Raw genomic sequence first — 14,888 nt, 5'->3', positions numbered from 1 at the left:
GCATCAATGAAAAGAGCCCGCGCGATGCGGGCTCTTCGTCGTTCAAAGGTCTGAATCGACCGGCCTGACCATGCAGCTTACTGGCTGGCGGCATCCGCTGGAGCGGCCGCAGGAGCCGACGCACCTTTCTTCACTTTCTTTTTCTTCGGCTTCTTGACGTGTTTCTCCGTAGGCGGCGAATACGAGCTCACCGCACTGGCCGCGCCCGGAGCGGCAGGCTGGGCCAGCGCCACTGAGGCGCCCGCAGCAAGTGAAACGGCAGTCAATAACAGCGTCAGCTTCTTCATACGATTCTCTCCGTCGACGATTGCAATTAATAAGCCGACGCGTTGTATTCGCGCCTGGCGGGATAAAACCGGGTTCAGTCTACAAAGACGAAAATTACGCTGCCGCAAATATTCAGTCTTTCAGACCCGATATAGTGGGTTTCCCGCCACAAGGCTTACAGCAAAGGCGCCAACGCCCGTTCAGCGTCCGCTTTCGACAACGACATGCGTTGCGCGAAGTCTTCAACCTGGTCCTGGCCGATCTTGCCGACCGAGAAATACGTGCTGTCCGGGTGCGCCAGATAGAAGCCCGACACGCTGGCTGCTGGCAGCATCGCCAGTGATTCGGTCACGCTCATGCCGATTTCGTTGGCTTGCAGCACGTCGAACATGTCGCGCTTGACCAGGTGGTCCGGGCACGCCGGGTAGCCCGGAGCGGGGCGGATGCCGTGATATTTCTCGGCGATCAGGTCGTCGTTGGACAGGTTTTCAGCGTTCGCATAGCCCCACAGATCGCGCCGCACGCGGGCGTGCATTGCTTCGGCGAAGGCCTCGGCGAAACGGTCGGCAAGCGCCTTCAGCATGATCGCGCTGTAGTCGTCGTGATCCTTTTCGAACTGCTTTTCCTTCACATCGACGCCCAGACCGGCGGTGACCGCGAACATGCCGATGTAGTCGGCCACGCCCGATTCCTTCGGCGCGATGAAGTCGGCGAGCGACCGGTTCGGCCGCATCACGCCGTCCACCACCGGCCGCACGCTTTGCTGGCGCAGATTGCGCCAGGTCAGCGCGACTTCCGAGCGCGATTCGTCCGTGTAGATTTCGATGTCGTCGTCGTTCACCGTGTTGGCCGGCAGCAGCGCGATCACGCCGTTGGCCTGCAGCCAGCGGCCCTGGATCAGGCGCGAGAGCATCGACTTGCCGTCCGAGAACACCCGGCGTGCCGATTCGCCGACGATCTCGTCGTTCAGAATCGCCGGATACGGACCCGCGAGGTCCCACGTCTGGAAGAACGGACCCCAGTCGATATAGTTCGCAAGGTCGCTCAAGTCGAAGTTCCTGAACACCCGGCGGCCGATGAACTTTGGCTTGACCGGCTGATAACCGGCCCAGTCGATCTTCGTCTTGTTCGCGCGCGCTTCGGCGAGCGTGACCATCGGCGTGGCCTTCTTGTTGGCGTGCTGAACGCGAATGCGGTCGTAATCGGCCTTGAGGTCGTCGACATACTTTGCCGCGCCTTCGTCGGACAACAGGCTCGACGCCACCGAAACCGAACGCGACGCGTCCGGCACGTACACCACCGGCCCTTCGTAATGCGGCGCGATCTTCACGGCGGTGTGCACGCGTGACGTGGTGGCGCCGCCGATCAGCAGCGGAATCTTCTTCACGCGGAAATAATCGTCGCGCTGCATTTCCGACGCGACGTAGGCCATCTCTTCGAGACTCGGCGTGATCAGCCCCGACAGCCCGATGATGTCCGCGCCTTCGACCTTCGCCTTCGCGAGAATGTCGTTGCACGAGACCATCACGCCCATGTTGACCACTTCGAAGTTATTGCACTGAAGCACCACCGAGACAATGTTCTTGCCGATGTCGTGCACGTCGCCCTTGACGGTCGCGATCACGATCTTGCCCTTCGCGCGCACGTCGGCGCCGGCTTCGGCCATCAGCTTCTTTTCTTCTTCGATGTACGGAATCAGATGCGCGACCGCCTGCTTCATCACACGCGCCGATTTCACGACTTGCGGCAGGAACATCTTGCCCTGTCCGAACAGGTCGCCGACGATATCCATGCCGGCCATCAGCGGGCCTTCGATCACGCTGATCGGGCGGCCACCTTCGGCGGCGATCTTCGCGCGCACTTCTTCGGTGTCTTCGACGATAAAGTTCGTGATGCCCGACACGAGCGCGTGGGCGAGACGCTTTTCGACCGGCTGGTTACGCCACTCGAGGTTCTCTTCTTTTTTTGCCGCGCCGGTTTTGAACTTGTCGGCGATTTCGAGCAGACGGTCGGTGGCGTCGTCGCGACGGTTCAGCACCACGTCTTCGACACGTTCGCGCAACTCCGGATCGAGCTCGGCATACACGCCGAGCTGGCCCGCGTTGACGATGCCCATGTCCATCCCCGCCTGAATCGCGTAGTAGAGGAACACGGTGTGGATCGCCTCGCGCACCGGGTCGTTGCCGCGGAACGAAAACGACACGTTCGACACGCCGCCGCTCACCTTCGCGTACGGCAGGTTCTGCTTGATCCAGCGGGTCGCCTCGATGAAGTCGACCGCGTAGTTGTTGTGTTCCTCGATACCAGTGGCGACCGCGAAGATGTTCGGATCGAACACGATGTCTTCCGGCGGGAAGCCGACTTCGTTCACGAGGAAGTCATACGAGCGTTTGCAGATCTGCGTCTTGCGCTCGAAAGTGTCGGCCTGACCTTGTTCGTCGAACGCCATCACCACCGCCGCCGCGCCGTAGCGGCGAATCAGGTTCGCGTGATGGCGGAACGCTGCTTCACCTTCCTTCAGCGAGATCGAGTTGACGATCGCCTTGCCTTGCACGCACTTCAGGCCCGCTTCGATCACTTCCCATTTCGACGAATCGATCATGATCGGCACGCGCGCGATGTCCGGCTCCGATGCGATCAGATTCATGAAGCGCACCATCGCCGCTTTCGAATCGAGCATCGCCTCGTCCATGTTGACGTCGATGACCTGCGCGCCGTTTTCGACCTGCTGGCGCGCCACGGCGATCGCTTCGTCGAACTGGTCGTTCAGGATCATTCGCGCGAACGCTTTCGAGCCGGTCACGTTGGTGCGCTCACCAACGTTGATGAAGAGCGTCCCGGGCGTGACGTTGAACGGCTCGAGGCCGGAAAGGCGCATGGTGTGATCGGTCATGGCGTAGGTGCGGGTCGATGGCTTGCGTGTTAGGTGCGGCTGGGATACATCTTTGTTTGCCGCTGCTTTGATGCTGCTGCCGGATAAATACGAACGACAGCGGCCTGAGATTCAGGCCGCTTCCCTCGTCAGGCGGCGTCGCGATATTGCGTCGGCCATTGACGCGGCTTGACGTCGGCCAGCGCTTTCGCAATCGCGGCGATGTGCTCCGGCGTCGTGCCGCAGCAACCACCGGCGATATTGACCAGACCAGCCTGGGCAAATTCCTTCAGCAATCCCGAAGTATCCGCCGGCAATTCATCAAAGCCCGTATCGCTCATCGGATTCGGCAAACCGGCGTTCGGATAGCACGACACATAGGTGTCGCACAGCTTTGCCAGTTCGGCGACGTACGGACGCATTAACGCCGCGCCCAGCGCGCAGTTCAGCCCGAACGTGAGCGGTTTCGCGTGACGCAGCGAATTCCAGAACGCCTCGACGGTCTGACCCGACAGAATGCGGCCCGATGCGTCGGTGACGGTGCCCGAGATCATGATTGGCAGACGCTCGCCGGTGTTCTCGAACAGCTCGTCGAGCGCGAACAGCGCGGCCTTCGCATTGAGCGTGTCGAAAATCGTTTCGACGAGGAACAGATCGGCGCCGCCATCCAGCAGCGCTTTGGCTTGTTCGTAATAGGCGGCGCGCAGTTCGTCGAACGTCACGTTGCGTGCGCCTGGATCGTTCACGTCCGGCGAGATGCTCGCGGTCTTCGGCGTCGGTCCGATGGCGCCGGCGACGAAGCGCGGCTTGTCGGGCGTCGAATACTTGTCGCAGGCTGCGCGCGCGAGCTTGGCCGATTCGAGGTTCATCTCGATGGCCAGTGCTTCCATCCCGTAGTCCGCCTGCGCGACCGTCGTCGCACCAAACGTATTCGTTTCGATGATGTCTGAGCCCGCCGCCAGATACTGTTCGTGAATCTCGGCGATGATCTGTGGCTGCGTGAGCGACAGCAACTCGTTGTTGCCTTTGATGTCGGTCGGATAGTCCTTGAACCGCTCGCCGCGATAACGCGCTTCGTCGAGCTTGTATTGCTGGATCATCGTGCCCATTGCGCCGTCCAGGATCAGGATGCGCGACTTGAGCAGCGCAGGGAGCGTCGCACCGCGCGTGTAGGCGGCTTCGGAGCGGGCTGGCGTGGCGGTTTGAGCAGGCTGGTTCATGGCGGACAAGGGCTTGCGCCGGCTTTTTCAGGAAACCTGTCATTGTAGCCGCTGCCGGGGCGATCCGCCCGGCGCTGGCGGGCGGTCCTTTGGCGCCGACGCGGCTTGGGCCACCGGAAGCCTCAGCTGAAAAGAAAACGGCCCGGCAGGCGAGAAGCCTGCTGAGCCGTTCCATTCCTGCTGACCGCCTTAAAAAGGCCGCCGGTTTTGCCGGACGGCGCGGTCGATATATGTCGCCAAAAAAACCTTAAGCCTAACCCTGAGATCAGTGAAGAATCACCGGTTGATGCATCAGGCTGTCGAACTGGCCGAGGAATTCGTCTACTTCGTCCAGCGACGGTTCCTCTTCGATCAGCTTTTGCACATGCTCGCGAAAACGTGCCGCCATCGCACCGTCGATATAGATTTCACGCTGCATGTTCTTGTCCACGATCTCATACCCACCCGACTTCATGGCCAGCAGACCTTCCTGCGGCGGAAACTCGACAACACAATAGTTGGGGCTGTTATAGATCATTTGCATGGCGACACTCCTTATTTCCGTTGGCTCCTGGCCGTTCCTGCACCATAAATGGAGCGTGTGGTGTGGAATTCAAGGGGTGGGTCCGGGTTTGACGCTTGTGAAGTTCCGAACCTACCGGTTAGACCGGCCTTTCAAGAAACGTTTCAAGCAGTGCAGCAAAACGGTGAGATTGCTCGATGGGGGCAAGATGGGCTGCATCGAGAAGTTCGAACTGTGCGCCATGGATGGCGTCGGCTATTAACCGCGAAGTAGCAGGCGGCGTGCCCGAATCGTGGCGCCCCGCCACGACCAGGGTTGGGCGAACAATGCTTCCCAGCTTACTGCGTACGTCGAATTCGCGCAGCGCTTCGCATGCCATTGCGTAGCCTTCTGGCAACGTGTGCGCAAGAACTTCACGAATGGGTTCGACCGCTTCGGGATGCGCTGCCTGAAAATCGGCCGTCAGCCAGCGGCTCAATGTGGTCGATGTAAGCGCTCCCATTCCATCCGAGCGCGCGGCGTGCGCGCGTTGATCCCATGTGCCACGGGCTTCTGGTGTGGTGCCAGGAGAACTGTCGGCGATCGTCAACGTATCGACGCGCGACGGGTGATCGAGCGCAAATTGCTGCGCGATCATGCCCCCCATCGACATGCCGACGAGATGCGTGCTGGGCGCGCCGAGCGTGTCCAGCAGCGCGGCAAGATCGTCTGACAGATCGCTAACGCCAAACGGTTCAGCCGATACCGCAGTCCTGCCATGACCGCGTACGTCGTAACGCAGCACCGTGAAGTCGTCGCGGAAATAGCCGGCGAGTTGGTCCCATATGGACAAATCGCCGCCGAGCTGATGGACGAACGTCAGCCACGGGCCGCCGCCCTCGTTGCTCAGCACATAGCGCGTTTCGATGCCGTTGATGTTCACTTGCATGCGGGCTCCTTGAAGGAAACGCAGTAGAAGGTCCGTTTGCGCGCTGCATGTCGTCTTCCGACTTCGTCACAAAACTTCGTCACAAGCTTGACTCATATACGCAGTATCCGCGCGAACGGTTGCAACAGACGTGCGAGTCACGAGCGTCGCGGAAGTTTCGACGATCTGCTGAGACCTTATTCGGATTCAGCGACAGTTAAGGCTTGAGGTTGCCGGCATCGGTCGGATCGACCGCGGGAGCCGGGGGCGGCTCGGGCGTAACTGCCGGTGTGTCGGCGGGGGGCGGGGTGTTGGCGGAATTGGCGGGCAGCGCGGATGCGGCATCGTTGCCGCTTTGATTGGCATTGGGGTCGCCATCCTGCGAGCCCGCTTCGTCGATGCTCAGCTTGCCGCGCCAGACCAGTTCGAACTGGTTGCCGTTCGGTTCTGTTTGAACGATACGCGCGGGCAGCCAGCCGAGCGCCGGCGCAAGCCACACGTCGATGCGTCGCAAGTCGCCATCATGGCGAGGCAGGCGTTTGAAATGGCGCGTCTCCAGATAGCCTTGATCCGTGCGGATGGTTTCGTCACCGATCGTCTCGACGGGCCAGTTTTCGCCGCTATTGTTGTCGACCACGAAGAACTGCCGCGTCACGCCGGGCTTATACGCCGACGGATCGCCACGGACCAGACTCGCGAGTTGCATCACCATGCTGAAACGGTCCTGCGCGCCATCGGGCAGCGGCAGCGTGTCGGGTGTCCGCGTGAAAGCGATTTTCTTCTCTGTGCGATTGAAAATCGCGATGTCTTCCGCGCGACGGCCGCGCTTCTCGCTGTACTGGTCGGGCGCCAGACCGAATGCATCGATGTGCCCGTGGCTCGAGTAGACGAATGGACCCACGAACGGCAGCGGCACGGACACGATCATCTCGTAGCCTTTAGCGCTGCTGGTCCAGTGGATCGTGCCGGGTGCATTGCGCACGCTGTTATAAAACGTGTCGTACTGCAACTCGGCCGACGGCGGGACGGAAAACTTCACGCCCGGCGATGCCTGAGGCGCGCTGGCGGCAACGGGCGCGCTGGCTGTGCCGGTGCCGGCGTTCGCGCTCGGGTTCACGCTGGGTGCGCTGGCACCATCGGGCGCGCTGGCCACCACGTCCGATGCCGCTGCTGCCGGGGCGGCCTGATTCGCAGCAGGCTGAAGCGCGGTCAGCACATGTTCGCGTGGCGGGCTCGCTACGGCTGTATGTGGGGGAGCCGGGGCGGGAGCCGGTTGCGTCGCGGCGGCAGGTTTGCTTTCGACGCGCTCCGGCGTCAGCAGCGCGACCTGAACAGGCACATGCTCGTTGTCATGCGGATTGAGCGATGCGCGGTTGCGCTCGAACCATTGCGCAGCGATCCAGTGCACGACGACCACGCTCACCAGTACCGCGATCCACCGCCACGCACGCGAACCGCGTCGCGGCTCGCTGGGCGGCAGGTGATCGGCGCGGCGGGAGGCGGAGGCTGAGGCCATCGGCGATTGAATGTCTAGTGAGGGAGCGCGGTTTGGTGGATGCGCCAGCATAAGGCGAATGAGCGAACGGGTTCGACCGCGTGGCCGCGAACGATGTTCCTTGAACCACGGCGACCCGTCATTTCAACGCCTTTCGTTACGTATCTTCGCAGCGGGGCGCCGCACTATACCCCAGCTCGTACGACAGCTTTTGCGCGCAGTCACGCAAGGCCAGATCGATTTCACCGCCCCAGCGAATATCGAACACGCCTTCATGTCCAAGTGCGACCAGCCCCAACGCAAGCTCACCCGTCGAATCGAACACCGGCATGCAGAACGCGTGAATGGTCGGCAGCAACATGCCTTCGACGCGTGCCGCTTCATGCTCGCGCACTTGAGCGAGCACCGTGGCGACCTCTTCATGGGTACGCGGGCCGCTCATATGCGATGAGCGACGCGAGTCAGTCAGTTCGCGTTCGAGCATCGCGGCAGTTTTACTCGCGGGCAGATAGGCGGCGAACAGCAGGCCAGTGGCGGAACTGAGCAGCGGCATCACATCGCCAAGCTTCAGCGACGCCTTCGCGGGATGACTCGATTCCATCCAGTGGACCATGGTCGGCCCCTGATTGCCCCACACCGCGATACCCACGGTGAGATCGAGCCGGTCACGCAATTCCGCCAGCGCGATCCGCGCGAGCTTCACACCGTCGACGCGCGCAAGCCGTGCGAGTCCCAACTGCAACGCGAAGCCGCCGAGTTCGTAACGCCCCGACAATGGATCTTGCGACACGACACTGAGGCGCAGAAAACTCACCAGATACCGATGTGCTTTCGCTGGACTCATGCCGGCGCGTTGCGCGAGATCGCGCAGCATCATCGCGCGAGGTTCGTGGGTCAGCACGTCGAGCAATCTGAAACCGACCTCGATCGACTGGATGCCCGAGCGCAACTTCTCTTCGCCGGTGTCGACGCTGTCGTCGTCGGCTTCGGGCGCGTCGAGTGGTTCAGCGGAGTCGGAGTCGGTACGGATCGCGCCGGAGCGGGCAGTTGGAGGCATGAGCGGGGCGCATGGCGCGCGTTCAGAAGCGGTGAAAGAGGTTGATGGCGACGCGCCCGCTGAAAACCCTCACCCACTTGGGTCGCGCCGATTCACCATCGTAGAATAGATTCCCTCCATCGTCACTAACACGGTTCACTCCTCTATGAAACTTGCCACGCTGAAGGACGGCACGCGCGACGGTCAACTGATCGTCGTGTCCCGCGACCTGCATACCGCGGCCATCGCCGACGCGATCGCGCCCACCATGCAGCGCGTGCTCGACGACTGGGCCTTCTACGCGCCGCAACTGAACGACCTGTACGACGCGCTCAACCAGGGCCGCGCGCGCAACAGCTTTACGTTCGACGCCAAAGAGTGCATGGCGCCGCTGCCGCGCGCTTTCCAGTGGGCCGATGGCTCGTCGTATGTGAACCATGTCGAACTCGTGCGCCGTGCGCGCGGCGCGGAGATGCCGCCGGAGTTCTGGACCGATCCGCTGATGTACCAGGGCGGCAGCGACGACTTCGTCGGGCCGAAGGACGACGTGCTGTGCGCATCGGAAGCGTTTGGCATCGACTTCGAGGCGGAAGTCGCCGTGATCACCGGCGACGTGCCGATGGGCTCGACGCCCGACCAGGCGCTTAGAAGCATCCGGCTCATCACGCTTTGCAACGACGTCTCGCTACGTAACCTGATCCCCGCTGAACTCGCGAAGGGCTTCGGCTTTTTCCAGAGCAAGCCGGCAACCTCGTTCGCGCCGGTCGCCGTGACGCCCGATGAACTCGGTGAACATTGGCGCGAAGGCCGCGTACATCGACCGATGATCGTTCATTGGAACAACAGGAAGGTTGGCCAGCCGGACGCGGGCACCGATATGGTGTTTCACTTCGGGCAATTGATCGCACATGCGGCCAAGACGCGCAATTTGCGCACGGGGGCGATTGTCGGATCGGGCACGGTGTCGAACAAGGACGCGAAGCGCGGCTACTGTTGTATCGCCGAGAAGCGCTGCCTCGAAACCATCGAGCACGGCGCGCCGCAAACCGAGTTCATGAAGTACGGCGATACGGTGAAGATCGAAATGTTCGACGAAGCGGGCAAGTCGATTTTCGGTTCGATCGATCAGAGCATCGCGCCGCTGGACTGAAGCCTTGAATTGAAGCATTGAAGCATCACGATCGACATGCGGAGCGCGGCATCAGACCTGCGCCCGCATTGGTCGACGCAGGCAGAAGCGAAAGGGTTTCGCCCGATGCCGTCACCGCAGCGCGCCGCTACACTGATTGGCGCAGCGGCGTGGCTGGCAACGCTGTAAGCGGCACATCGGCAGTAGATCAAAACGAAAAACCGACGTGAGGAGACAGGCATGCTGCTATTTGAACAATCCGGTGCAACGGGAAGCCGGCACGCTCACGCGTCGAACGTGAAGCAAAGCGGATCGGTCAACCCGTTCGCCCGCCGTGCCGCCGCATTCTGCGCCGCGCTCGCTTGCGCGTCGGCCTGCGCATTTCCCGCCATCGCATGTGCGCAGGTCAAGATCGGCCTCGTGCTGTCATTGACCGGACCGGCCGCGTCGCTCGGTATTCCCGCACGCGACACGGTTGCGCTGCTGCCCAAACAGATCGGCGGTCAAACGGTCGAATACACCGTGCTCGACGACGCGTCCGACACCACCCAGGCCGTGCAGGACACCAAGAAGCTGATCTCCGAAAATCACGTCGACGCGATCATCGGTTCGTCGATCACGCCGAATTCGCTGGCGATGATCGACGTCGTCGCCGAAGGCACAACGCCGATGATCTCGCTGGCGTCGTCCGCGAAAATCATCGAACCCGTCGATGCAAAACGTCACTGGGTATTCAAGACCCCGCAGACCGACGCGATGATGGCGTCCGCCATTGCCGAACACGCGAGCACGCACAACGTCAAAACCATCGCCTTCATCGGGCAGGCCGACGCGCTTGGCGAAACTTTCTACGCCGAAGTCGCGAAGTTCGCTCAACTGCATCACATCGACATGGTGGCGAGCGAGCGCTTCAATCGCACGGACCCGAGTGTCACCGGTCAGATTCTGAAAATCCTCGCGACGCATCCAGACGCGGTCGTGGTCGGCGCAGCCGGCACGCCCGCCGCGTTGCCGCCAAAAACGCTTCGGGAGCGCGGCTACAAGGGCTTGATCTATCACAATCACGGGGTCGGCAATAACGACTTCCTGCGCGTGTGCGGCGCCGATTGCAACGGCACGTTCCTGCCCGCGAGTCCGGTGCTGGTCGCCGCGCAATTGCCTGCGGACCATCCGGCGAAACGGCTCGCGCTGGACTACATCGCGCGCTTCGAGGCGCAGCATGGAGCGGGCAGCGTGTCGGCGTTCGGCTCATACACGTGGGACGCTGGCGTGCTGCTCAATCACGCCGTGCCGATCGCGCTGAAAGCAGGCGCACCCGGCACCCCGGAGTTTCGCCGCGCTTTACGCGATGCGCTCGAAACAACACAAGGTCTCGCGGATACCAACGGCGTCGTCAATATGAGCGCTACCGATCACCTCGGGCTCGATCAGCGGGCTCGCGTGATGGTCGAAATCAGCAACGGGAAGTGGGTTTATCAGCCGCGTTAATCGGCGGCTTGCGACCCCGGTTCAACAGTTTCAGCGACACACGGATTGCTCATCATGTCCCACGTACCTTCTTCCGCATCACACAGTAACGACGCCTATTACGCACGCTATCAAGCGCTTCAGTTGCACCGTCATCCCCATGGCGTGCTCGAAGTCGTGATGAACGGCGAGGGCGCGAACAAAAGCGGCCTCGCTACGGCCAACGCGCGCATGCATTTCGAACTGGCGGAAATCTGGCGCGATATCGACCGCGATCCCGACACGCGCGTCGCGATCATTCGTGGCGAAGGCAAAGGCTTTTCGGCGGGCGGCGACCTGCAGCTGGTCGAAGACATGGCGGCCGATTTCGACGTGCGCGCCCGCGTGTGGCGCGAGGCCCGCGATCTGGTCTACAACGTGATCAATTGCAGCAAGCCGATCGTGTCGGCCATGCACGGTCCGGCGGTCGGCGCCGGACTTGTCGCCGGGTTGCTGGCCGATATCTCGATCGCGGCGAAGACCGCGCGGATCATCGACGGCCATACGCGGCTCGGCGTCGCTGCGGGTGATCACGCGGCAATCGTCTGGCCGCTTCTGTGCGGCATGGCCAAGGCGAAGTACTACCTGATGCTGTGCGAACCCGTCAGCGGCGAAGAGGCGGAGCGCATCGGCCTCGTGTCGCTCGCCGTCGACGAAAGCGATCTGCTGTCAAAGGCATTCGAGGTGGCGCAGAAGCTGGCGAACGGCTCGCAGACGGCGATTCGCTGGACCAAATACGCGTTGAACAACTGGCTGCGCTCAGCGGGCCCCGCGTTTGATACTTCGCTCGCACTGGAATTCATGGGCTTTGCCGGCCCGGATGTGCGTGAAGGCGTGAACTCGCTGCGTGAGCGGCGCGCGCCCGATTTCGGTGCCGCCGACCCTTGGCGCGACGCGTCACGGGAGCGGTCCGGTGGCGATTCATCGAACGGCTAGCGGTCCAGATTCCGCATCTCACACGGTATGATTGAACCGGACCCATATCGACACCAGCTCGGACCAGGCTCGACGTTGAATCGAACCCGAACCTGAACCAGACGCGCGGGACGGCGCTCACCTTCCCCTTATGCAGCGAGGCGACAAGCATGACCGACTCAACTAATTCGACGCCGCCGTTTCCCGGCTTTCCCGGTTTTCCGCCCGCTGAAATGCTCGAGCGCATGTGGGGCATGATGCGGCTCTCGCCGTTCGGCTCGGCCTTTCCGGGGGCGCAATCTGGCGGCAACCTCGGACCTTCGCTGTCGATGATGTCGGACATCATGGCGCCGCTCACCAACGTCGAAGAACTCGACAAGCGCATCACCGACATGCGCGCGGTCGAACAATGGCTCAAGCTGAATCTGAGCATGCTGCAATCCGCAATCCAGGCGCTCGAAGTACAGCGCGCCACGCTCGCTACGCTGCGTGCGTTTGGCGCATTCGCGCAATCGTCGATGTCGCAGCCGGCGCCGTCCGCTACGCCGGGCCCGGCGCCCGCCACTGGCTGGCCGCATCCCGCGGCGCCCGCTGCAGAAACCGCAGGCGCCGCTGAAGCGTCGGCAGGTGACGACGACGAAACGCCCGCCACGCCTCCTTTCGACGCGTCCGCGTGGTGGAACCTGTTGCAATCGCAGTTCAACCAGATCGCGCAGTTCGCGGTAGCTCCGCCCGCAGCGGCGGCCTCGGCAACGGACTCCGCTGCGGGCAATCCGGCAACCGGCAGCGCGGCGGCTGAGTCGTCAGAAGCGCCGGCCGCAAACGGGGAACCCGCAGCCAAACGGCCCGCAGCGAAGCGCGCGACGTCATCCACCAAACGTCCCGCGAGCGCGTCAACGGCGAAAAAGTCTATTTAAGGGCAGGAATCAAACGGAGCGCGGCAAGCCATGCAGTGCGCGAAAAGCCCTTGGGGCCGACGTGAACACAAAACGACAAATTCGCCGCCTGTCATGGTTTTGCCGTGAATTGTCCGCGACACTTAAGCCGCTGCTCGCTTTGTTGAGAAATGTCAATCAGGCACCTCCCATAGCGGCGGTTCTGCTAAAGCAGCGTGCTATCATTGTGTAAGCTTTATTTGGCTTCTGGGCGTGCGCTGAAAAGAACCAATCCAGCCGCCCTCGTCTTATTCGCCGCCGGTAACACCGGCGCAGGGCTGGACGGTGCGGTTTTCATCGCAAACTGGCTCGACCTCAGGCATAGGGTATCCCTCACCCACGGTTGGCCGCATCGCGCGTAACTTATGGTTAGCCGCGCATGCACATATGCCCGGACTTCTTTGCTGCCTGGTGCATCTTGGCAGTGGATTACCGCGTAAAATCGAATACTTGGCCGATAAACGGTGCACGCCATGTGCATTCCGTTCATCGTGAGCAAAAGTGCTACATGTAGCAGCGACAGACACACACAGTATGCGCAGAACAGGGGTGGGACTATGAACACCATGCTTTATCCGGAACTTTATAAATCGCTCGAATCCGTTCGATGGGACATGGAGAAAGACATTCCCTGGGACAAGTTCGATGCATCGCTTCTGACCGACGAGCAGGCTGCGACGATCAAGATGAACGCGATCACCGAATGGTCGGCGTTGCCCGCCACGGAAATGTTTCTGCGTGACAACCATCACGACAGCGATTTCTCTGCGTTCATGAGCGTGTGGTTCTTCGAAGAACAGAAACATTCGCTGGTGCTGATGGAATATCTGCGCCGCTTCAAGCCGGAAATGTGCCCGACCGAAGAAGAGCTGCACGCAGTGCGCTTTGAATTCGATCCGGCGCCCCCGCTCGAAACGCTGATGCTGCATTTCTGCGGCGAAATCCGTCTGAATCACTGGTATCGCCGTGCGGCCGAATGGCACACCGAGCCGGTCATCAAGCAGATTTACGAAACGATTTCGCGCGACGAAGCGCGTCATGGCGGCGCGTATCTGCGCTACATGAAGAAAGCGATGGCGCAAACCGGCGACATCGCACGTGCTGCGTTTGCGAAGATCGGTGTGTTGATGGCATCGGCTCGCCGCACCGAAAAACCGCTGCATCCGACGAACCTGCACGTGAATCAGGCGCTGTTCCCACGCGACACGATTCAGTCGCGTCTGCCCGATCCGGAGTGGCTCGAGCGCTGGCTCGACGAACAGATCCGTTTCGACGACGGCTGGGAAAAGAAAGTGGTCGAGCGCATTCTGCACAACCTGTCCATTCTGTTCGAGCGCACGTTCACCACGGCGCAGGAACTGAACCGCTATCGCAAGGAAGTGGTGACGCGTTTGCAGGCCGAGCAGAAGTCGAGCGAACTGCCGGCTTGATGCGGCTGAGTTCGTGATCCGGGGCGCGGCATCACAGCGTTCCACGTTCGCGGCGTGAACAGATTCAAAGGTTTAAGTACGGTCCGACAAGCGTGAGCTTGCCGGACCGTTTTGCTTGATGCCGTTCACCCTGTATCGTGACGGCAATTTCTACTCATTCTTCACATCGTCATGGCCGCTATTTTTGAACGCAAGATTTTGACGCGCGATGCACTGGCAACGCTGCGTCCCACGCTCAACTCACCTGTCGTGTTCACCAATGGCGTGTTCGATATCCTGCATCGCGGGCACGTGACGTATCTCGCCGATGCAAAGGCGCTGGGCGCTTGCCTGATTGTCGGCGTGAACAGCGACGCGTCGGTGCGCATGCTCGGCAAGGGCGACGACCGGCCGATCAATAACGAAGCCGACCGCATGGCGCTACTGGCCGCGCTGGAAAGCGTCGACTACGTGGTGTGCTTCGGCGAGAAAACGCCGGTCGAGCTGATTTCGGCGCTGCGCCCGGACGTGCTCGTCAAAGGCGGTGATTACGATATGGATGTGCTGCCCGAGTCCGCGATCGTACGCGGGTGGGGTGGCAAGGCGCTGGCGATTCCGTTCGAGCATGACCGCTCGACGACGGCGTTGCTGAAAAAGGTGCGCACGCAGGGCTGAGCGCCGCTGCGCAGGTTGCG

The 14,888-nt window shown here is 61.6% G+C and carries 13 protein-coding genes; 6 read left to right on the top strand and 7 right to left on the bottom strand.

All coding sequences use genetic code 11. The annotated features are described in order from the left end of the window. Positions 1-77: 77 nt before the first annotated feature. The 7 genes from LMG28727_RS19545 to LMG28727_RS19515 all read right to left on the bottom strand — a co-directional run bounded on the left by LMG28727_RS19545 (position 78) and on the right by LMG28727_RS19515 (position 8,320). A complete protein-coding gene (locus LMG28727_RS19545; protein ID WP_201643947.1) occupies positions 78-287 on the bottom strand; it encodes an acid-shock protein in 210 nt (69 codons plus the stop codon). Positions 288-442: 155 nt separating this feature from the next. Further along, positions 443-3,232, bottom strand: coding sequence for a methionine synthase (metH, locus tag LMG28727_RS19540; protein ID WP_268960512.1), 2,790 nt, complete (start codon positions 3,230-3,232; stop codon positions 443-445). Between the two features lie 56 nt (positions 3,233-3,288). Continuing rightward, entirely contained in the window at positions 3,289-4,359 is a 1,071-nt protein-coding gene (locus LMG28727_RS19535; protein ID WP_201644132.1) for a homocysteine S-methyltransferase family protein, read from the bottom strand. A gap of 265 nt (positions 4,360-4,624) precedes the next feature. Beyond that, positions 4,625-4,882 (bottom strand): BTH_I0359 family protein, encoded by a 258-nt coding sequence (locus LMG28727_RS19530; protein WP_074762832.1) that lies wholly within the window; start codon positions 4,880-4,882, stop codon positions 4,625-4,627. 118 nt (positions 4,883-5,000) lie between these two features. Beyond that, on the bottom strand, positions 5,001-5,789 hold the full coding sequence (locus LMG28727_RS19525; protein ID WP_201643945.1) for an alpha/beta fold hydrolase: 789 nt from the start codon (positions 5,787-5,789) through the stop codon (positions 5,001-5,003). A gap of 196 nt (positions 5,790-5,985) precedes the next feature. Beyond that, on the bottom strand, positions 5,986-7,284 hold the full coding sequence (locus LMG28727_RS19520) for a DUF3108 domain-containing protein (RefSeq protein ID WP_201643944.1): 1,299 nt from the start codon (positions 7,282-7,284) through the stop codon (positions 5,986-5,988). Positions 7,285-7,420: 136 nt separating this feature from the next. Beyond that, the gene (locus LMG28727_RS19515; RefSeq protein WP_201643943.1) at positions 7,421-8,320 is read right to left on the bottom strand and encodes an IclR family transcriptional regulator; all 900 of its coding nucleotides are present in this window, start codon (positions 8,318-8,320) and stop codon (positions 7,421-7,423) included. 145 nt (positions 8,321-8,465) lie between these two features. On the opposite strand from LMG28727_RS19515, the gene LMG28727_RS19510 reads away from it, so the two are divergent. The 6 genes from LMG28727_RS19510 to rfaE2 all read left to right on the top strand — a co-directional run bounded on the left by LMG28727_RS19510 (position 8,466) and on the right by rfaE2 (position 14,868). Further along, positions 8,466-9,449, top strand: coding sequence for a fumarylacetoacetate hydrolase family protein (locus LMG28727_RS19510; RefSeq protein WP_201643942.1), 984 nt, complete (start codon positions 8,466-8,468; stop codon positions 9,447-9,449). Positions 9,450-9,668: 219 nt separating this feature from the next. Beyond that, positions 9,669-10,916 carry an ABC transporter substrate-binding protein gene (locus LMG28727_RS19505; RefSeq protein WP_201643941.1) on the top strand — a complete coding sequence of 416 codons (1,248 nt, stop codon included), beginning with the start codon at positions 9,669-9,671 and terminating at the stop codon, positions 10,914-10,916. Positions 10,917-10,970: 54 nt separating this feature from the next. Next, positions 10,971-11,870, top strand: a complete 900-nt coding sequence (locus tag LMG28727_RS19500) for an enoyl-CoA hydratase/isomerase family protein (protein ID WP_201643940.1) — start codon at positions 10,971-10,973, stop codon at positions 11,868-11,870. 149 nt (positions 11,871-12,019) lie between these two features. Next, a complete protein-coding gene (locus tag LMG28727_RS19495) occupies positions 12,020-12,766 on the top strand; it encodes a PhaM family polyhydroxyalkanoate granule multifunctional regulatory protein (RefSeq protein ID WP_201643939.1) in 747 nt (248 codons plus the stop codon). Positions 12,767-13,341: 575 nt separating this feature from the next. Then, positions 13,342-14,214, top strand: coding sequence for a ferritin family protein (locus tag LMG28727_RS19490; protein ID WP_201643938.1), 873 nt, complete (start codon positions 13,342-13,344; stop codon positions 14,212-14,214). 171 nt (positions 14,215-14,385) lie between these two features. Then, a complete protein-coding gene (rfaE2, locus tag LMG28727_RS19485; protein ID WP_201643937.1) occupies positions 14,386-14,868 on the top strand; it encodes a D-glycero-beta-D-manno-heptose 1-phosphate adenylyltransferase in 483 nt (160 codons plus the stop codon). Positions 14,869-14,888 lie beyond the last annotated feature (20 nt).

Source organism: Paraburkholderia metrosideri, assembly GCF_904848625.1.
GTDB classification, from domain to species: domain Bacteria; phylum Pseudomonadota; class Gammaproteobacteria; order Burkholderiales; family Burkholderiaceae; genus Paraburkholderia; species Paraburkholderia metrosideri.
The sequence above is the reverse complement of the archived record's forward strand: the minus strand, read 5'-3'. Positions and strand labels throughout refer to the sequence as shown.